20 protein-coding genes are annotated in these 18,020 nt (G+C 58.9%); 11 read left to right on the forward strand and 9 right to left on the reverse strand.

Features of this window, described 5'->3' with window-relative positions; translation table 11 throughout:
- The first annotated feature begins 77 nt into the window (after nt 1-77).
- Nucleotides 78-563 carry a pantetheine-phosphate adenylyltransferase gene (gene coaD, locus KT71_RS00690; protein WP_008293442.1) on the forward strand — a complete coding sequence of 162 codons (486 nt, stop codon included), beginning with the start codon at nt 78-80 and terminating at the stop codon, nt 561-563.
- A gap of 38 nt (nt 564-601) precedes the next feature.
- Here the strand turns inward: coaD and KT71_RS00695 are convergent, their stop codons facing one another.
- The 5 genes from KT71_RS00695 to radC all read right to left on the reverse strand — a co-directional run bounded on the left by KT71_RS00695 (nt 602) and on the right by radC (nt 3,376).
- A complete protein-coding gene (locus KT71_RS00695; protein WP_008293441.1) occupies nt 602-985 on the reverse strand; it encodes a hypothetical protein in 384 nt (127 codons plus the stop codon).
- Nucleotides 986-1,037: 52 nt separating this feature from the next.
- On the reverse strand, nt 1,038-1,850 hold the full coding sequence (gene mutM / locus KT71_RS00700) for a bifunctional DNA-formamidopyrimidine glycosylase/DNA-(apurinic or apyrimidinic site) lyase (protein WP_008293440.1): 813 nt from the start codon (nt 1,848-1,850) through the stop codon (nt 1,038-1,040).
- Between the two features lie 178 nt (nt 1,851-2,028).
- Nucleotides 2,029-2,184: a 50S ribosomal protein L33 gene (rpmG, locus tag KT71_RS00705; protein ID WP_008293439.1), complete on the reverse strand. Its 156-nt coding sequence runs from the start codon at nt 2,182-2,184 to the stop codon at nt 2,029-2,031.
- A 43-nt stretch (nt 2,185-2,227) separates the two neighbouring features.
- Entirely contained in the window at nt 2,228-2,464 is a 237-nt protein-coding gene (rpmB, locus tag KT71_RS00710; protein WP_008293438.1) for a 50S ribosomal protein L28, read from the reverse strand.
- Nucleotides 2,465-2,701: 237 nt separating this feature from the next.
- Nucleotides 2,702-3,376 (reverse strand): RadC family protein, encoded by a 675-nt coding sequence (gene radC / locus KT71_RS00715; protein WP_008293437.1) that lies wholly within the window; start codon nt 3,374-3,376, stop codon nt 2,702-2,704.
- A gap of 133 nt (nt 3,377-3,509) precedes the next feature.
- Here radC and coaBC point away from each other — a divergent pair, with 133 nt between their 5' ends.
- From coaBC to slmA, 4 genes are all read left to right on the forward strand, one after another.
- Entirely contained in the window at nt 3,510-4,715 is a 1,206-nt protein-coding gene (gene coaBC / locus KT71_RS00720) for a bifunctional phosphopantothenoylcysteine decarboxylase/phosphopantothenate--cysteine ligase CoaBC (RefSeq protein WP_008293436.1), read from the forward strand.
- A gap of 130 nt (nt 4,716-4,845) precedes the next feature.
- On the forward strand, nt 4,846-7,368 hold the full coding sequence (locus KT71_RS20975; RefSeq protein ID WP_008293435.1) for a phosphomannomutase/phosphoglucomutase: 2,523 nt from the start codon (nt 4,846-4,848) through the stop codon (nt 7,366-7,368).
- 45 nt (nt 7,369-7,413) lie between these two features.
- Entirely contained in the window at nt 7,414-8,319 is a 906-nt protein-coding gene (gene argB, locus KT71_RS00730; RefSeq protein WP_008293434.1) for an acetylglutamate kinase, read from the forward strand.
- 90 nt (nt 8,320-8,409) lie between these two features.
- Nucleotides 8,410-9,135: a nucleoid occlusion factor SlmA gene (gene slmA / locus KT71_RS00735; protein ID WP_008293433.1), complete on the forward strand. Its 726-nt coding sequence runs from the start codon at nt 8,410-8,412 to the stop codon at nt 9,133-9,135.
- A 41-nt stretch (nt 9,136-9,176) separates the two neighbouring features.
- On the opposite strand, the gene KT71_RS00740 is transcribed toward slmA, so the two are convergent.
- Both KT71_RS00740 and pyrE read right to left on the reverse strand, forming a co-directional pair.
- On the reverse strand, nt 9,177-9,842 hold the full coding sequence (locus KT71_RS00740) for a hypothetical protein (protein WP_008293432.1): 666 nt from the start codon (nt 9,840-9,842) through the stop codon (nt 9,177-9,179).
- 36 nt (nt 9,843-9,878) lie between these two features.
- The gene (pyrE, locus tag KT71_RS00745) at nt 9,879-10,535 is read right to left on the reverse strand and encodes an orotate phosphoribosyltransferase (protein WP_008293431.1); all 657 of its coding nucleotides are present in this window, start codon (nt 10,533-10,535) and stop codon (nt 9,879-9,881) included.
- A gap of 96 nt (nt 10,536-10,631) precedes the next feature.
- Here pyrE and KT71_RS00750 point away from each other — a divergent pair, with 96 nt between their 5' ends.
- On the forward strand, nt 10,632-11,393 hold the full coding sequence (locus tag KT71_RS00750) for an exodeoxyribonuclease III (RefSeq protein ID WP_008293430.1): 762 nt from the start codon (nt 10,632-10,634) through the stop codon (nt 11,391-11,393).
- 118 nt (nt 11,394-11,511) lie between these two features.
- Here the strand turns inward: KT71_RS00750 and rph are convergent, their stop codons facing one another.
- On the reverse strand, nt 11,512-12,234 hold the full coding sequence (rph, locus tag KT71_RS00755) for a ribonuclease PH (protein ID WP_023659756.1): 723 nt from the start codon (nt 12,232-12,234) through the stop codon (nt 11,512-11,514).
- Between the two features lie 75 nt (nt 12,235-12,309).
- On the opposite strand from rph, the gene KT71_RS00760 reads away from it, so the two are divergent.
- The 5 genes from KT71_RS00760 to KT71_RS00780 all read left to right on the forward strand — a co-directional run bounded on the left by KT71_RS00760 (nt 12,310) and on the right by KT71_RS00780 (nt 17,158).
- Nucleotides 12,310-13,173: a YicC/YloC family endoribonuclease gene (locus tag KT71_RS00760; protein WP_023659757.1), complete on the forward strand. Its 864-nt coding sequence runs from the start codon at nt 12,310-12,312 to the stop codon at nt 13,171-13,173.
- Nucleotides 13,174-13,273: 100 nt separating this feature from the next.
- Entirely contained in the window at nt 13,274-13,894 is a 621-nt protein-coding gene (gene gmk, locus KT71_RS00765) for a guanylate kinase (protein ID WP_008293427.1), read from the forward strand.
- A 219-nt stretch (nt 13,895-14,113) separates the two neighbouring features.
- Entirely contained in the window at nt 14,114-14,374 is a 261-nt protein-coding gene (gene rpoZ, locus KT71_RS00770) for a DNA-directed RNA polymerase subunit omega (protein ID WP_008293426.1), read from the forward strand.
- Between the two features lie 236 nt (nt 14,375-14,610).
- Nucleotides 14,611-16,728 (forward strand): RelA/SpoT family protein, encoded by a 2,118-nt coding sequence (locus KT71_RS00775; RefSeq protein WP_008293425.1) that lies wholly within the window; start codon nt 14,611-14,613, stop codon nt 16,726-16,728.
- Nucleotides 16,729-16,774: 46 nt separating this feature from the next.
- Nucleotides 16,775-17,158, forward strand: coding sequence for a RidA family protein (locus KT71_RS00780; RefSeq protein WP_008293424.1), 384 nt, complete (start codon nt 16,775-16,777; stop codon nt 17,156-17,158).
- Here the strand turns inward: KT71_RS00780 and KT71_RS00785 are convergent.
- The gene (locus tag KT71_RS00785; RefSeq protein ID WP_008293423.1) at nt 17,126-18,013 is read right to left on the reverse strand and encodes a Rossmann-fold NAD(P)-binding domain-containing protein; all 888 of its coding nucleotides are present in this window, start codon (nt 18,011-18,013) and stop codon (nt 17,126-17,128) included. The genes KT71_RS00780 and KT71_RS00785 overlap by 33 nt on opposite strands.
- Nucleotides 18,014-18,020 lie beyond the last annotated feature (7 nt).

Here is an 18,020-nt window from a genome sequence, read left to right on the forward strand (position 1 = left end):
ACCTGGGGCCAGGTACTGATTGAGAGGGGCAGGTCGATTGTTTAGTATCCCCTCTCTTGGGATAACGGAAGCCTATAGTGGACAATCGAACGATTATTTACCCCGGGACTTTCGATCCCATTACCATCGGCCACGTGGATCTGGTGGAACGGGCGTCAAAGCTGTTTGACCGGGTCGTGGTTGCCATCGCCTTCAGCGAAAAGAAAACCCCTTTGTTCAGCCTCGAAGAACGTGTTGCATTGTGCAGCGAGGCACTGGCGGGCATCGACGGCGTCGAGGTAAAGGGATTCAGTAACCTGCTGACAGACTTTGTCATCAGCGAGAACGCACGCTGTGTCTTGCGGGGACTGCGTGCCGTGGCAGATTTTGAATACGAGTTTCAGCTGGCGAACATGAATCGCGCGCTGTATCCGGAGTTCGAGAGCATCTTTCTCACCCCCAGCGAGCACCTGTCCTATATCTCTTCGTCGCTGGTGCGGGAGATAGCGGCACTCAACGGTAACATCACGCCCTTCGTGCCGGAAAACGTGAGCAAAGCCCTCGAGGAGAAGTTCCAGCAGTAATTCTCAGGGCCCGAGTTGCAGGCCAAACAGTGTGCGGCTTATTGCTTCTGCGCCATTGCGGCCTGTTCTGCTTCCTCTGCCTTGCGTTGCCGGCGTCGCTCCGCATCCTTGTAGCTGTAGCCGGATACACGGCATCCGAGACAGCGCACAAAGGTTTCCTTCGCCGGACCCAGCACCAGGCTCTCCGCCGACTCTGACACGGAACCCGCCAGCGCGGTAAAGGGCAGGGAAACCACAAACGCTGCACCACCCACGGCGGTCATTACCAGCCCGATGGGCCGCGCGACGACAAGGTCACCCGCCATGGCAAAGGCATTTGGTTTTTCATCGATGGAGCTCTGCGCGAATCCCGAAGGCGCCAGCAGGAGCGCAATGAGGACCAGACCTATCTGACGTTTTACTTGCGATATATGAGCTAACACGTTGTTTCCTCCGCAATAGGGACTAACTGAGCCCGCTCCAAGTGTACCCAGATCAACGCTGACAGGCTATGCAATAAACACTGGCACGCTGACCAATGACTTTGTCCCGGAGGACACGGCCACAGCCCTTGCAGGGCTCGCCGGAACGACCATAAACAAAGAGCTGCTGGGCAAAGTATCCGGGCTTGCCGTCACCCCCTACAAAGTCCCGCAAGGTAGTTCCCCCCTGATCTATGGCGTTAGTAAGCACTTGCTTTATGTGCTCCGATAAACGCTGGTACCGGGCAAGGGATACACGCTGTGCAGCGCGGTCCGGACGTATACCGGCGAGATACAGCGCCTCGCTGGCGTAAATATTACCGACGCCAACCACCGTAGCACCGTCCATGATGAAGGGCTTAACCGCAACTTTTCGCCCCCTTGAGAGCTCAAAAAGTCGCTTGCCGCCAAAGGCATCCGACAGGGGCTCAGGTCCCAGGCGAGAGAGGGGCGTGAATTCCTCACCGGCGACAAACCACTGAAAACTGCCAAAGCGGCGCGGGTCGTTGTAGCGCAGCACCGCACCGCTCTCGAGCTCAATATCAATATGGTCGTGCTTGGCGGCGGGCTGGGGTTTCAGAAGCACCCGCAATGACCCGGACATACCAAGATGCACCAGCAGGGTCCCGCGTTCCATACGAAACAAAAGGTACTTGGCACGACGCTCGAGTTTCAGGATCCGTTGCCCGTTCAGGATCTCCGGGAGCAGCGGTGTCACCGGCCAGCGTAAGCGCGTATCCCGAAGCACCACGGCGGTGACGCAGCGTCCTTCACAGTGGGCGCGAAGACCACGTCGGGTGGTTTCAACTTCGGGTAATTCCGGCATCAGCTAAGGGATCTCCCAAAAAGTCATTGGAGGTGGGCGCGTTCGCTTCGCAGCGACCGGAACCATGAAGCGTCCCAGACAATGTCAGTAAAAACAAAACTGCGGACACAAAAAACCCCGGCGGCTGCCAGGGTTCTCAGTGCGCGTTGCCATACAGCCAACGCCCAGGACAAAAGCTTTACTTGATTTTGCCTTCCTTATACATGACGTGCTTACGCGCCACGGGATCGTATTTTTTCATTTCCAGCTTGTCCGGGGTGGTGCGCTTGTTCTTGTCCGTGGTGTAAAAATGCCCGGTACCTGCGCTGGAGTTCATGCGAACTTTTTCTCTCATGATGCTGCCTCTCTAAACTATTTCCGTGAGCCGCGTGGCGAACTCAGACTTTTTCGCCCCGCGCGCGGAGTTCACCCAGCACGGTATCGATACCTTTTTTGTCGATGATACGCATGCCCTTGCTGGAAACGCGCAAACGCACAAAGCGCTTCTCTGACTCAACCCAGAAGCGATGCTGGTGCAGATTAGGCAAAAACCGACGGCGGGTGCGGTTCTTCGCGTGGGATACGTTGTTACCGGTGACCGGACGCTTACCGGTGACCTGACAGACTCTGGCCATGATTTCCTCGCTGGACCCGAGCCGAAACGCCCCTGGGGCGGCCGCTTACTCAGGCAAAATCTTTAATAATCAATAAGTTACGCGGTTTGGAGCAGTTAGATGGTGGCTCCCCACTTCGCGGAGCGCGACTTTATACCAGAAGCGCCCCTGGGGAGCAAGCAAAAAGCTCAAGGAGATAAGGGCTGCTCCCGGGCGTCTGAAACGGTGTTACGCAGGCAGGTGTGCGCCGACTCACCGCTACAACAGCCCGGCTTCGGCAAAGGAGTAAGACCTGCCCCGGCCGATGATAAAATGGTCCAGAACGCGGATATCCACCAAAGCGAGGGCGTCCCGGAGACGCTGGGTGATATGGCGATCGGCGCTTGAGGGATGCGTGAGTCCCGAGGGATGATTGTGGGCGAGCACCACCGCAGCGGCCCTGTGGTGCAGCGCTCGAAGGACCACCTCCCGTGGATAAACTGCCGCACCGTCCAGGGTGCCTGAAAACACATCTTCACAGCATAAAAGATGGTGCTGGGAGTCAAGAAACAGGCAGCAAAACACCTCTCGACTGCGACTACCCAAATGGTGCTGTAAAAACAGGCGAATTTTCTCCGGGCTCGTCATGACATCCCGCCGCGTGAGGGGTTGCCGGGCGCAGCGTGCGGCAAGCTCTACCGCCGCGAGCAAACGCGACACGGATGCCGGTCCCAATCCCCGCTCCTGAAGCAGCGCCCTCCGATCCGCAGCGAGCAGCCCGGCCAGGCCGTCGGCACCTTGGAGTAAAGCTGCGGCATAGCGCGTCGGACAGTTACCACCACCCGCCCGGGGGAGTAGCAGAGCCAGCAGTTCGGCATCAGACAAGGCCTGGGGCCCGCGACCCAGGAGTTTTTCCCGGGGTGACTCTCCGCAGGCTGCGTTGCAATCAGACATAGCTCACCCCTCCCCGGGTGTTTCCTGCGCCTGGCTCTCAGGAGCGGACTTTTACCGCCCGGGCAACTCGTGTCATCCACAGGCGCAAATGGTATCTTCTGAATTGCTGCATTTTCCCAAGGTACCCAGGTAAATGGGACATCTAAACAATCGCAGGGTGCTTCTGGCGGTATGTGGTGGCATCGCCGCGTACAAATCAGCGGAGCTCGTGCGCAAACTGCAAGATGACGGAGCCGAAGTCCGGGTGATCATGACGCGCGGCGCCCAGGAGTTCATCACACCCCTGACGCTCCAGGCGCTGTCAGGGCACAGCGTGCATCACAGTCTCCTCGACGAAGAGGCGGAGCGGGGCATGGGACACATCGAGCTTGCCCGCTGGGCGGACCTGATGATTGTCGCGCCCGCCACAGCCGACTGTATGGCTCGCCTGGCGGCGGGCCGTGCCGACGATCTGCTCACCACCGTAGCGCTGGCGACCGCCGCGCCCATGCTCCTGGCTCCCGCCATGAATCAGCAAATGTGGAAAGACCCGGCGACCCAGAGCAATCTGGCAACGCTCACAGAGCGGGGGATGCATTTTGCAGGACCCGATAGCGGTAATCAGGCCTGTGGTGATGTGGGCCCCGGGCGATTGCTGGATCCGCCCTTGATCATTGAGCACGCCCAGTCCCTGTTTCAAAGTGGCGTGTTAGCCGGGCAGCGCGTGGTGATTACCGCCGGCCCCACACGGGAACCTCTGGACCCTGTCCGCTATATCTCGAATCACTCCTCGGGGAAAATGGGCTACGCCCTTGCCCGCGCTGCTGTGGAGGCGGGTGCGAGCGTGGATCTTATATCGGGACCCGTAGCGCTTTCCGCCCCGGATCGCGTAAAGCTCCACCGCATAGGCACCGCCCAGGAAATGCTGGAAGCGAGCCTGGGACTTCTTCACAACTGCGACATATTTATCGGCTGTGCGGCTGTGGCTGACTATCGACCTGCTGATGCCGCGGTGCAAAAGATCAAAAAGTCCGCCGACGAGGTCTCCCTGCAACTGGTAAAAAATCCCGATGTCCTCGCCAGGGTCGCCGGTCACTCACCCAAACCCTTCAGCGTAGGCTTTGCCGCCGAAACGGAAAAGCTCCGGGAACACGCCCTGGGCAAACTGGAACGCAAGGGCCTGAACATGATAGTGGCCAATGATGTGAGCGACAGTCGCATCGGCTTTAACAGCGAAAACAACGCGGCGCTATTGCTGTGGCGAGATGACGCCGGTGTCCGTGAGCGCGAAGTTGAGCAATGTTCCAAAGACGTCCTGGCAGCCGTGGTGATCGCGCAGATTGCTTCGCTCAAAGGGTGAGAGCGCTTTTGTATCATCGGAGGATGGTTAACGGCTCACCGGAACACGTTTCCCAGGGGACCAGCGAAGGACTATGATGGAATCAACAATAAATGCGCCCCGCGCAGCTGACGCTAGGGACGGCTAGATTATGCTTAAACTCCCCGGGAAGAAAAACCCGAAGCCGGGCAAACCCACAAAAGCCACGTCGGACGAACAGCGAAACACCCAGGGCGTGAGTGCCCGCGGGAATACGCTCCGAAGCGCGCTGCTCCTTGGGTTTTTAATCGTTCTGGTGCCGCTTCTTCTTGCCACCGCCTACCTCGCCCTGCTTCACGCCCCTCTGGAAAAAAGCGCGCTCATCCAGCGCGTGGCAGATAGCTATGCGTCGCAACAGGCGCGCTACATTGGCAATAGTGTTGCAGCGCTGCGATCGCGGGTGGAATCCGCCGTGGGCTCTCCCCTGGCGCTGCAGGCCATTGCGGAACAAAACCCCGCCGATATCCGCCTGGTGGAACAGGCGATGTTGGACTACTTTCCCCAGGCGGTGAGCCTTCGTCTCCTCCCCCTCAGTGACATGGGAACGGCCGATCTAGCCGGGGGTTTTCAGGGACTTCGCAATCATATCGAGGTGGACCTGGTGCGACGGGTGAGCAACAACGAGCCCGCAGAACCCGAGGCCTACCAGTTTGAGGGTCAGTGGCTTGTGTCCCTGGCACAGGTCGCAACCCATCCGCGCATAAGCTCCCGACGCGCCGTGGTTCTGCTGACCCTCGATACCAGCACCTTTGAGGCCATGCTGAACCACCCCGAGGGCATGGTGGGCGAATTCGCTCTGGAGCAAAGGGTCTACAGCGAAGGTGCGGACCGGGATATCCGCATCGCCAGCCAGGGCAGCGGGGCCGATGCGCCCGCGAGCACTGCGAAGGTAAATGACACCCCCTGGCGGGTGCTTTTTGTACCCTCGTCTGCCCTCGTGAACGAGGTCAGCAGCCATGTCAGCCCCCCCTATGGGGTGCTGGGTATTCTGATGCTGTGTTGTATCTTCGGCTTTGTCTTCGCATTGCAACGCAGCAGTAAAGCTCTCGACAGCGAATTGGAGCGCATCATCGACGGCGCCGAACATCGCACACCCCTGGATGTGCATATTCCTCAACTGGTGCCCCTGGCAAAAGATCTACGCAAGCTCACGCTCCGCCGGGCGCGCATGGGGAACACCAGCAATATCGTACCGGCGGTAGATACACACAGCGCAGCACACACAAACACGGCCATGACCGCCGTAGACGGGCCGGCTACCCAGGGTTTATCGCCACATATATTCCGGGCCTACGATATCCGCGGCGTCGCAGACACAGATCTTGATGATGAAACCGTCTATCGCATCGGTAGCGCCATCGCGACCATCGCCGGGGAGCTCGGCGAGCAGACCCTGTGTATCGGTTACGACGGTCGGGCGAGCAGCAGCCGCATTAAAGGCGTCATCGAAAAAGCCGTTTTGCAGGCGGGACGGGACGTTATCGACATCGGTCTGGTCCCCACGCCCCTGCTGTATTTTGCGACCTCGCTGCTGGAGGCCAAATCCGGTGTGATGATTACCGGTAGCCATAATCCCGCCGAATACAACGGCTTGAAGATCGTGCTCAAAGGACAGACCATCGCCGAAGGCACCATTGAAAAGATTCGCAACATCGCCCAGACCGGGCGCTTCAGCAAGGGCACGGGACACGCCATCCAACGGGACGTAGTCAGCGATTACCTGGATGAGGTCGTCAGCGATATTGCCATCGCGGTGCCCCTCAAAATCGTTGTCGATGCGGGCAACGGCGCCACGGGGCATATTGCACCGGCACTGCTGGAGGAGCTGGGCTGCGAGGTGATACCGCTATTTTGCGACGTGGACGGACGCTTTCCGAACCGCTCACCGGACACGGGTAACGAAGACAACCTAAGCGCCCTGGTCAGGGAGGTGCTCTCGAACGCAGCGGACTTCGGTGTGGCCTACGACGGCGATGGCGATCGTGTGGTCGTAGTTACGGGCAGCGGTCGGATCATTCGCAGCGACACCCTGATGATGATTTTTGCCCGGGATGTGGTCACCCGCAATCCAGGCGCAGACGTCGTGTACGACGTGAAATGCAGTCGCAACCTGGCGCAGCTGATCACCGGCCTCGGCGGGCGTCCGGTGCTGTGGAAGACCGGCCATGCGCTCATGAAAGAGAAAATGGTGGAAACCGGCGCCCTCCTGGGGGGCGAGTTTTCCGGGCACATCTTCTTTGGCGAACGCTGGTATGGCTTTGACGACGGCATGTATGCCACGGGACGCCTGGCAGAAATCCTGTCATCCCAGGATCAGAGCATTGATGACTTCATTTCCGACCTGCCTGTCGCCGTAAGCACACCGGAAATTATCATTCCCGTCCCCGATGACGAGAAGTTCGCGCTCATGCAAAAGTTTATTGAATCCGCGCGCTTCGCCGATGGAAAACCCAATGACCTGGACGGGCTGCGGGTCGATTTTCAGGATGGCTGGGGCCTCCTGCGCGCATCCAATACGGGCCCGGCGCTCACAGCGCGCTTTGAGGCGGGAGATGAGGCGGGTCTTGAGAAAATCCGCAGTCTGTTCCGCGAGCAGCTTGCCGCGGTGGCACCGGATTTGAACATTCCGTTTTAAAAGCATTACCCAAATCATTTTTGGGGCTCTCTTTAAGGAAACAACATGTCGCTGACACCGGACTCCGCCATGAACGCCGCGCGCGTTCTCACCGAAGCCCTGCCCTATATCCAACGTTTCACCGGCCGAACCATCGTGGTGAAATTCGGCGGCAATGCGATGGTCGACCCCGCGCTCCATGAGAGCTTCGCCCGGGACATTGTGCTTATGAAGCTGGTGGGGATGAACCCCGTGGTGGTCCACGGCGGCGGGCCACAGATAGGCGAGCTGTTAAAAAAACTCAGCATCGAAAGTGAGTTTATCGACGGCATGCGCGTCACCGATGCCCAGACCATGGACGTTGTGGAGATGGTCCTTGGCGGTAGTGTCAACAAGGAGATTGTCTCTTCCATTAGCAGAAATGGCGGAAAGGCCATCGGCGTATCGGGCAAGGATGGCCGGCTCATACGCGCCCAGCGCATGCACGTCACCCGTCAGTCACCGGGCATGGATGCGGCGGAAATCATTGATATTGGCCAGGTCGGCGAGGTGCGGCAGATCGACCGGGAAATCCTGGATGTCATCCTGGACAGCAATTTCATTCCCGTCATCGCCCCTGTGGGTTCTGATGACGAGGGCAATACCTACAACATCAACGCGGACCTGGTGGCGGGGAAAATTGCCCAGGTGATGCAGGCAGAGAAGCTCATGCTCCTGACCAACGTCGAAGGTCTTCTGGATGCCAATGGCGCGGTGCTCACAGGCCTGTCCACGGCGAAGGTGGACGAACTCATCGCCGATGGCACGGTACACGGCGGGATGCTGCCAAAAATAGGCTGCGCCCTTGACGCGGTGAAGTCCGGTGTAGCTTCGGCACACATCGTGGACGGACGGGTGCCCCATGCGGTGCTCCTGGAGATTTTCACCGACGAGGGCATGGGCACGAAAATCACGCCTCGCGGGGAAGATTAGCGCTTTCGTCCACCCAGTTTGACCCTCGCGTATTGCCCCCATGGTGGGCAGTCGCTAGGATGTTTGTTCCAGTCTTCTTTTGAGTTACCCATGCCGAGAAATGTCCAGCGCCGTCAGCAGATCCTCGAGGCCCTGGCGCAAATGCTGGAAGACAATCCCGGCGACCGCATCACCACGGCTCGACTGGCTGCGAAAGTAGGGGTGTCCGAAGCGGCCCTTTACCGTCACTTTCCCAGTAAAGCCAAAATGTTTGAAGAGCTGATTCAGTTCATCGAAGACACGCTGTTTCAACGCATTACCCTGATTCTTCAGGAAGAAGACGAGGCCGTCGCCCGCTGTAATCATATTCTTTATCTATTGATCACCTTCGCGGAGCGCAACCCCGGGATCAGCCGCCTGTTAACGGGTGAAGCCCTCACCGGTGAAACGGAGCGCCTTCGTCATCGCGTCAACCAGGTGCTCGACCGGGTAGAAACACAGATTCGCCAGGTGCTGCGGGAAGCGGAACTACGGGAGGCCCTGCGGCCCATGCTGCCCCTGCCTGAAGCCGCCAACCTGCTGTTTTCCTGCGCCGAGGGGCGTATTTCTCAGTTTGTACGCAGCGAGTTCAAACGAAGTCCCAGCGAGGGCTGGGAGCAGCAGTACGGTTTCCTCATGGGGGATTTTTTCCGCGAAGTACCATCGGCTGGCAGCGTTGCGGGGAATAGGGTCGGTGACAGGGGGACTGAAACGAGTTCTGCCAGTGACGAGGCTTTTAACGAGACCGATACCCGATCATCAACGGAGCGGGGAAACGTTGGCGGGGGTTTCTCCTAGGCCAGAGGTTTTTTTTGACCGATGTCAGTTCTCAGCAGACATCAACTCTCAGCAGACATGGTCTTTCGCATCTCAACAATATCCAACAGCTTGCTGAAACGCTCTACGTCCTTCTGATAATCAGCCTCCACGGAGGCAATCTCTTCCTGACGGTCGGCGACCGCACGCTCCGTTGAACCAATCTCCGCCTGGAGATCATCGATGGCGGCGAGGTGCTCCACGTTGACGGCATTGCCCTGACGCTCCTGATCCGCCGCCAGAGCCTGATAATTCTCCACCTGCTGCTTCAGAGAACGCAGTTTTCCTTTAAGAATACTCACGCGGATACGCAGATCTCTAAGTTCCCGGTCCCGGGCCGCCTCGATGTCTTCGATGGTGCTGTAACGCAGGAGAAGTGACTCGTCCCAGCGACGCAGACGCTCGACTTCTTCCGCTGCCTCGCGCTCGCGGCGGGCTTCGCTGTCCAGCCCCTCCCGTTCACCCTCATCGAGAGTGCGGGGCACAACGGCCACCAGGGCGCCGCTGGGGCTGAGGATGTCGTAACCGTTGGCTACAAACTCCGGCGGCACCTGGTAGGCCACCACAGCGTGGCCTTCCGCGTTGGTATAGCGGTACATCTGACGTTCTTGCGCTGCCGCGCCCTGGGCAAACAGGGTAGCGACGAGCGTCAAACCCGCTGCGGCACATGTGCTTCGGTTCGGCTTCATCGGGCTAATATATGCTTGGAGGACGGGCATCACAAGTCAGACCCCGTAGCGCTCCCGGTAGCTTCTCAGGGCTTCCAGGGCACCCTCGGGAACTTCCATGGCGTCGGGTCCCCTGTCCTCCAGATACACAATGAGATCTTCCATAGCGATGATGTTGAATACCGGCACTCCCCAACGCTGTTCAATTTCCTGAATAGCGGAAAGCTCGCCCTTGCCCCGCTCCTGTCGGTTAAGACCAATCACCACCCCGGCAAGTTCCGCGCCGGCGACCCTGATCATATCGATGACTTCCGCCACGGCGGTCCCCGCGGTAATCACGTCATCAATCACCAGCACCCGACCCCGGAGTTCGGCACCGACGAGAACGCCACCTTCTCCGTGGCTTTTGGCTTCTTTGCGGTTGTAGGCAAAGGGCACATCCCGACCGTGATGATCGGCAAGGGCCACGGCCGTGGTGGTCGCCAGAGGGATACCTTTATAGGCCGGCCCCAGGAGCACATCGAACTCGACGCCGGAATCTACGATGCATTGGGCGTAAAAGCGCCCCAGGGCAGCGAGAGCGGCACCACTGTCAAAGGCTCCCGCATTGAAGAAATAGGGGCTTTGACGCCCTGATTTGAGGGTGAACTCACCAAATCGGAGGACATCGCAGCGGCGGGCCAGGTCAATAAACTCGCGTTGGTAGGCTTGCATAGGAGATCCAGGCATTGGGCGGAAAGTTGATCTGACAGTGTATTCTGTCATCTGGGCTTTCTGTATCATAGCGCCTCGAAATATCAGAGGTTTGCAATGAGAATCATCAGCTTCAGCGCAGATGGGTTGCGTGAAGCCGCAAAACGGGGGTTTTACGACTGGCTGTCACGCCAGGACGCCGACTTCATCTGTATTCAGGATATCCGTTGTTCCGAATACGACTTACAGGATGACGTCTTTTTCCCCAGCGACTACAACGCCTACTTTTTTGACGACGTTAACGGCAAGGATAACGGCGTAGCCATCTATTGCCGCGCCCTTCCCAAAGCCATCATGACAGGCCTGGGATTTGCGGACTTCGATATGCAGGGCCGTTACATCCAGGCGGATTACGGCGAGCTGTCCGTTGGCTGCCTTCTCGCGCCGGTTGCCAACGATGGTGCCGTGGAAGAGCAAAAGACCAAAAACGAGTTTTTCTCGCTTCTGGGCGCTCACCTGGAAAAGGTTCGCAACAAGCGGCGCAAATTCCTTATCTGTGGAAACTGGCGCATCGCTCACACCGCCGCCGATATGCAGAACAGCGCCGAAAACAGCAATCGCTCGGGATTCCTTCCCGAGGAACGCCAGTGGATGGACGCACTCCTGGAGAACGGTTATCGCGACGCCTTCCGTCAGGTAAGCAATGATAGCGACGCCTTCAGCTACTGGCCCGGCGAACGCGGCGAAGACGGTTGGCGGATTGATCTGCAGATCATCTCGGAAGAGCTGCAGTACAGTGTCGAACACGCTGCAATCTATACCGGCGAGAGCTTTTCCCGCCACGCGCCGGTCATCATCGACTACGACATCGATCTTTAAATCAGGATAAGGCCCCGCCGGCTGTCGGTTTTATGCAAGTCCGCTGCGGGCGCTCTACAAGCCCGCAGCAGGCCTTTACCAACCCGCCGCGGGCGCTTTACCAACCGGCCGCGGACGCTTAACCCGTCGCCAGCGCAGCTCGCTGACAGTCGATGAGCGTGGCAATGCCACCGCTCGCCAGGTCAAGCATCTTGTCCAGATCGGTACGGGAAAACGGCGCCGCTTCCGCGGTGCCCTGCACCTCGATAAATTCACCTCCCTCGGCCATCACCACGTTCAGGTCCGTATCCGCCTTGGAGTCCTCGGGGTAATCGAGGTCTAACACCGCCTCGCCCTGGTATACACCGACGGATACCGAAGCGACAAAGTGTCGAAGGGGATCCGTGCTGATTTTTTTATCCCGCTGGAGACCGTTGATGGCATCCACCAACGCCACAAAGGCACCGGTGATCGAGGCGGTTCGCGTGCCTCCATCGGCCTGAATCACGTCGCAATCAAGGGTGATCGTATGCTCGCCGAGCTTTGATAAATCCACCGCAGCGCGGAGAGAGCGGCCGATGAGTCGCTGAATTTCCTGGGTACGACCCCCTTGTTTACCCCGCGCCGCCTCGCGACCCATGCGGGAACCGGTGGAGCGGGGCAGCATGCCGTACTCCGCGGTAATCCAGCCGGAGTTTTTGCCACGCAAAAATCGCGGGACACTGTCTTCAACGCTGGCAGTGCAGATAACGCGAGTATTGCCAAAACTCACCAGCACCGATCCCTCGGCATGGCAGGTAAATTGGCGCTCAATACTGATGTCGCGCAGTTGGTCGGGGGCCCGGCCACTGGGTCTCGGCATGAGGAAGGTTCCTTGTTTTTGGGAGAGGGCGCAGTATACGCTGACGCGACCACCGCCGAGACCCCAAGGACCGAAATGACCCTGCATAGCATGACCGCTTTCGCCAGAGAGGCCGAAACATCGCCCGTGAACCTGATTGTGGAGCTACGCAGCGTCAACCATCGCTACCTTGATTGTCATTTTAAACTGCCGGACAGTCTTCGGACTCTGGAAACCCGCCTCCGGGAGGCCATCGCCAAAACCATTGGGCGCGGCAAGGTGGACTGCCAGATAAGAGTTGCGGACAGCGACAGCGAAGACACCCTGGAGATTAACGAGGAACGTCTCGCAACGGTTCTTGCAGCCCTGGACAAGGTCGGCAGGCTTTCGGACACTCTCGCACCTGCAGATCCTCTGGCCCTGTTGCAGTTCCCCGGTGTATGCAATGCCGAGCGCGTTGAGGAGTCCACGGTACAAAGCGCCGCCTGGTCACGTTTCGAGCTTGCCCTTAAGAACCTGCAGGAAAGCCGCGCCCGGGAAGGACAGCAGCTGGAAACCTTCCTCCGGCGTCGCCTCGACGCCATCGAAAAAGAGGTCGGTGCCCTCCGCGAAGCCCTGCCGGCGCTTCGGGCGCGACAGGAGGAAAGACTCCGGCGCCGCCTGGAGGAGCTCGAGATGACCCTGGATGAGGGCCGCATCGAGCAGGAACTGGTGATGCTGTTGCAAAAAGCCGACGTAGACGAAGAACTGGATCGCCTGGACGCGCACATAGCAGAAGCCACGCGTATTCTCGATAAAGGAGGTCCCTGTGGCCGCCGTCTGGACTTTCTCATGCAGGAACTCAACCGTGAGGCTAATACCCTGTCCTCCAAAGCAACCACCAACGACACCACCCAGAGTGCCGTGGAGTTAAAGGTTCTCATCGAGCAAATGCGCGAGCAGGTGCAAAACATCGAATAATCGGAGTCGCCCCTGTCGCAAAAAACGGTGCTCTCCCGTAACCTTATCCCTCACGACATTTTCCGTCACAGCATGATCCGTCCCGGGCACTAACCTCACTATGCAAGCACAATCAGGCACACTCTTTACTATTTCCGCACCCTCAGGCGCTGGTAAAACCAGTCTCGTCCGGGCCCTGGTCGATGCGGAGCCAAGTCTGCAGGTCTCCGTGTCCCACACCACACGGCCTATCCGACCGGGAGAGATGGACGGTGTGAACTATCATTTCTGTGACCGTCCGGCTTTTGAGAGCATGCTGGCGGAAAGTGCATTTCTCGAACATGCCGAAGTTTTCGGTAATCTTTATGGAACTTCGCAGCATTTTGTCGAAGAGCAGCTGGCCGCCGACGCCGACGTGATTCTCGAAATCGACTGGCAGGGCGCCCGACAGGTCAAAAATCTGCTGCCCGCCAGTTGCTCGATTTTTGTCTTGCCCCCCTCGGAGGCGGCGCTGCGGGAGCGCCTCAGCCAGCGCGGCCAGGACGACGAGGACACCATCGAACATCGCATGGCCGCTGCGGAGTCAGAAATGTCCCACTACGTTGAAGCCGATTACCTGGTGATCAATGACGTCTTCGAGGAGGCTCTGCTGGAGCTCCAGGCTATCGTTCGCTCCCAGCGGTTACAAACGCACAAACAGGCCCATCGCCACGCGGCGCAGCTTGGGGCGCTCCTCGGGTAAAACGAGGACCTGGAAGTAGTCGCGCCCCCCCCCCCCGGAGCCATCGCGGCATCGCCCGGACCCTTGAAGATTACCTGTTTTACGGGGCTATTTTTTTCTTGCTTTAGGCTATAATGGCCGGCTATCCGGTGCATACGTCGGTATGGACCGGGGCAGGCAGATGCTTCGACGCTCGATGGCTGCTTCAAGAATTTATTTAAATCGTAGATGGGAAGAAATATGGCACGCGTTACCGTAGAAGATTGCCTTGAGTCCGTAGACAACCGTTTCGAGCTGGTAATGGTGGCTAGCAAGCGCGCCCGTCAGCTGGCTACGGGCGGCAAAGATCCTCTCGTGCAGGAAGAATCCGACAAGCCCACGGTGATCGCGCTTCGCGAAATTGCGGAAGGTCTGGTAACACCGGATATGCTGAACCGGGAAGACGAGCTGGACGCCGAGGAAGAACTCGCCGAAGTGATGGGTGCAAGCGAAAGCTTCTAAACCCCTGCCTGATCGCAGTCCCCACCATTGTGGGGGCCTGCGCAGGGGCCTGCCATCAGATAAGCGCCCGACCGGTTCTGGTCGTGCCCGTCGGTTTATCGGCGGACCTGTACGAGCAAAACATTCTGCAGAATTACCCGGGTCGCTAGTGGCGGCGTACGCCGCTTCCTCGGAATTTTCGGAAACGTTTGAACAGTCAGAAACGTTAGAAACGTCGGAAAAAAGAGTCGCCTGACATGCAGACCATCGACTCTCTCGACGCCAATCTCCGCTCCTACCTCGATGAGCAGCAAAGCACCCTGGTGCGACGCGCCTATTACTTCGCCGAACAAGCCCATTTCGGGCAGCAGCGCCGCAGTGGTGAGCCCTACGTAACGCATCCCCTCGCGGTAGCCGGTATCCTCGCTGACATGCACATGGATCATCAGAGCCTCATGGCTGCGATGCTCCACGATGTCATCGAAGATACGGGCATTGACAAAACTGCCATTGAATCCCAGTTTGGTGAAGCCGTGGCCGAACTCGTCGATGGTGTGAGTAAACTCACGCAAATCGAGTTTGACACCCTCGAAGAAAAGCAGGCCGAGAACTTCCAGAAGATGGCCCTGGCGATGGCGCGGGATATCCGCGTCATCCTCGTCAAGCTCGCCGACCGCCTGCACAATATGCGCACCCTGGGCGTATTGCCCACCGCCAAGGCCCGGCGCATTGCCAAGGAAACTCTGGATATCTACGCGCCTATTGCTATGCGCCTCGGGATGAATGCCGTGCGCATGGAATTTGAGGATCTGGGCTTTACCGCGCTGTATCCCATGCGCGCCCGGCGCATCGAGGCCGCGCGCCGCTCCGCCCGGGGCAACCGAATCGAGCTTGTCGATAAGATGCGCAGCCAGATCGAAAACGCATTGGCTCAGGACGGCTACGAAGCCACGGTCATAGGTCGGGAGAAGCACCTCTACAGCATCTACAAAAAGATGCGCGCGAAAAAGAAATCCTTCTCCGAAATCATGGATATCTATGCCTTCCGTGTAGTCGTGGATTCCGTGGACAGCTGTTACCGGGTCCTCGGCTGCATCCATTCGCTCTACAAACCGGTTCCGGGAGAGTTCAAGGATTACATTGCCATTCCCAAGGCTAATGGCTATCAGTCCCTGCATACGGTGACCATGGGCATGCACGGCGTGCCCATCGAGATCCAGATCCGCACCCGGGAAATGGAGGACATGGCCAATAACGGTATCGCGGCCCACTGGTTGTATAAAACCGATTCCGACACCGTCAACGGCTCCCACGCCCGGGCGCGCCAGTGGGTGCAGGGCCTGTTAGAGATGCAGCAACGGGCGGGGAACAGTCTGGAATTCATCGAGAACGTCAAAATCGACCTGTTTCCCGATGAGATCTACATTTTTACGCCCAAAGGCAGCATCATGGAACTGCCCCGGGGCGCTACCGCCGTGGACTTTGCCTATGCCGTGCACACGGAACTGGGCAACACCTGCGTAGCCTGCCGCATCAACCGGCGCCTTGCGCCCTTATCCGAGCCCCTGCAAAGCGGTCAGACCGTAGAAGTCATCACCGCCTCGGGAGCGCGACCCAATCCTTCGTGGTTCAACTACGCCATCACGGCCAAGGCTCGAAGCAACATTCGCCACTACCTCAAGCATCAGACCCAGGAAGATGCCGCGGCCCTGGGTCGTCGCCTGTTGGACAAGTCCCTCGCCAGTTTCGAACTCAGTGTCACGGAACTATCTGAGGCGCGCCTGAACAGTTACCTGGAGAGCGCCGGTCTTACTTCCCTGGATGAACTTCTGGCGGAGCTTGCTCAGGGCAAACGCCTACCTGGCGTCATCGCGAGCCAGCTGGCGGGGGAGACCCATACGGAAGGACCCACGCCGCAACCGGGCAGCGATACACCCCTGGCAATACGCGGCACCGAAGGTTTTATGGTGAGCTACGCCCGCTGTTGCCGACCCCTTCCCGGCGATGCCATCGCGGGCTATATCAACTCCGAACGCGGCGTAATCGTGCACCGGGAAAGTTGTCGGAATCTTGCGGACATGCGGGAGAAACCCGAACAGTGGATTCCCCTGCGCTGGGATGACCAGGTCAGCGGTGAGTTCCTCGCCGAACTACGTATCGAGACGGAAAACCGCCGCGGCGCCATCGCGACCATCGCTACGCGTATCAACAGCATGAACGTCAATATCGACAAGATCAGTTCCACGGATAAAGACTACCAGTTCACCTATGTCGACCTGGACCTCCACGTCGAAAGCCGTGTGCATCTTGCGCGCATCATGCGCCGTCTTCGCGGTATCGACAGCGTGCGGCGTGTCAGCCGCGTGCGCAACTAGCCTTACCCTCAAAGCAGCCAGCACAGAGCAACGAAAGGAGTCACCCGTGAGCAACCGCGCCATTATCGCGACACCCAAGGCCCCCGCAGCCCTGGGACCCTATTCCCAGGCAGTGAAGGTAGGAAATACCGCATGGCTGTCAGGGCAGATTCCCCTCGACCCCGAGACTATGGCCGTCGTTGAAGGGGGTATCACGGCCCAGGCAAAGCAGGCATTCAGTAATCTGGCTGCGGTCGCAGAGGCCGCCGGTGGTAGCCTCAACGATGCGGTAAAGATCAATATTTCCCTGACGGATATGCAGGACTTTGCAGCGGTAAATGCGGTCATGGAGACCTTCTGCAATGAGCCTTATCCCGCACGTGCCTGTGTTGAAGTGGCCGGCTTGCCCAAGGGCGTATCAGTGGAGATCGAGGCCATCCTCGCGCTCTGAGTGTGCCATCCAGCGATGGAGCACCGCCGCATAACCCCGCCGATAATCGGGAAACTGCAAGGAATAACCACTGCGGTGCAAACGCCCGTTACGGATGCGCTTGTGCCCGGGCGCCTCGCCATAGTTGGCGGGACCCGGAGGTGCGTAGGGCACTCCCAGCTCCCTGCAAAGCCAGGCCTCTACGTCCTGAAGGGGAACCGGGGCATCGTCGACAAGATTGATGACGGTCGCGTCCACGGTGGCCTGTCCCTGAAGCACCGCCGCCATAAAGCCCGCCACGTCATCGCGGTGGATGCGGTTACCGTAGCGGGGCGGCGACGCCGGTGTCAGCCGACCGCTGGTGACCCGCTTGAGCAAGGGTCCGGGGCCATGCCCATAGAGCCCACCCGCGCGCAAAACAACACTATTCTCAACCCCATCAAGAAACGCCCGCTCCGCAGCAAGAATGGCTGCTACATGGGGGTCATCTTCGGCGGTAGCGCTGTCCTCGTCGACCCAGCCACCGTCCGCCTCGCTGTAGACCCGTGTGCTCGACACAAAGAAGGCCCGTTCGGGCACATGAGCGCCGAGGCCCGCGACAATCCCCGCCATGGCGTCTCCAAAGCCCGCCTCATAGCCTTTAGCGCTGCGATCCGAGGGGCTGAGCGCAATGACCAGGGCATCGGGCCGGCGCTGTGCAAGTACGCCCAGGCTGGGGGCATCTTCGAGATCGATAGCAATACTCTCCACACCCTCGGGCACGGCATTTGCCGTGCGCCGGAGACCCAGACAATGCCAGGTATCCGCAGGGAGCAGGCCACTAAGACGCTCCCCGAGGTCACCGAAACCGATGATCGCTATAGTTTTCTTCTCCATGCCTGCG

This window comes from Congregibacter litoralis KT71 (assembly GCF_000153125.2).
Classification (GTDB): domain Bacteria; phylum Pseudomonadota; class Gammaproteobacteria; order Pseudomonadales; family Halieaceae; genus Congregibacter; species Congregibacter litoralis.

What these genes read in the sequence shown, in the direction of transcription:
- rpmG (WP_008293439.1), bottom strand. Translation starts at nt 2,184, where the DNA reads ATGAGAGAAAAAGTTCGCATGAACTCCAGCGCAGGTACCGGGCATTTT.
- KT71_RS00750 (WP_008293430.1), top strand. Translation starts at nt 10,632, where the DNA reads ATGAGAATCATCAGCTTCAGCGCAGATGGGTTGCGTGAAGCCGCAAAA.
- KT71_RS20975 (WP_008293435.1), top strand. Translation starts at nt 4,846, where the DNA reads ATGCTTAAACTCCCCGGGAAGAAAAACCCGAAGCCGGGCAAACCCACA.
- pyrE (WP_008293431.1), bottom strand. Translation starts at nt 10,535, where the DNA reads ATGCAAGCCTACCAACGCGAGTTTATTGACCTGGCCCGCCGCTGCGAT.
- mutM (WP_008293440.1), bottom strand. Translation starts at nt 1,850, where the DNA reads ATGCCGGAATTACCCGAAGTTGAAACCACCCGACGTGGTCTTCGCGCC.
- argB (WP_008293434.1), top strand. Translation starts at nt 7,414, where the DNA reads ATGTCGCTGACACCGGACTCCGCCATGAACGCCGCGCGCGTTCTCACC.
- rph (WP_023659756.1), bottom strand. Translation starts at nt 12,234, where the DNA reads ATGCCGAGACCCAGTGGCCGGGCCCCCGACCAACTGCGCGACATCAGT.
- coaBC (WP_008293436.1), top strand. Translation starts at nt 3,510, where the DNA reads ATGGGACATCTAAACAATCGCAGGGTGCTTCTGGCGGTATGTGGTGGC.
- KT71_RS00760 (WP_023659757.1), top strand. Translation starts at nt 12,310, where the DNA reads ATGACCCTGCATAGCATGACCGCTTTCGCCAGAGAGGCCGAAACATCG.
- KT71_RS00775 (WP_008293425.1), top strand. Translation starts at nt 14,611, where the DNA reads ATGCAGACCATCGACTCTCTCGACGCCAATCTCCGCTCCTACCTCGAT.
- rpoZ (WP_008293426.1), top strand. Translation starts at nt 14,114, where the DNA reads ATGGCACGCGTTACCGTAGAAGATTGCCTTGAGTCCGTAGACAACCGT.
- radC (WP_008293437.1), bottom strand. Translation starts at nt 3,376, where the DNA reads ATGTCTGATTGCAACGCAGCCTGCGGAGAGTCACCCCGGGAAAAACTC.
- gmk (WP_008293427.1), top strand. Translation starts at nt 13,274, where the DNA reads ATGCAAGCACAATCAGGCACACTCTTTACTATTTCCGCACCCTCAGGC.
- slmA (WP_008293433.1), top strand. Translation starts at nt 8,410, where the DNA reads ATGCCGAGAAATGTCCAGCGCCGTCAGCAGATCCTCGAGGCCCTGGCG.
- KT71_RS00785 (WP_008293423.1), bottom strand. Translation starts at nt 18,013, where the DNA reads ATGGAGAAGAAAACTATAGCGATCATCGGTTTCGGTGACCTCGGGGAG.
- KT71_RS00740 (WP_008293432.1), bottom strand. Translation starts at nt 9,842, where the DNA reads ATGAAGCCGAACCGAAGCACATGTGCCGCAGCGGGTTTGACGCTCGTC.
- rpmB (WP_008293438.1), bottom strand. Translation starts at nt 2,464, where the DNA reads ATGGCCAGAGTCTGTCAGGTCACCGGTAAGCGTCCGGTCACCGGTAAC.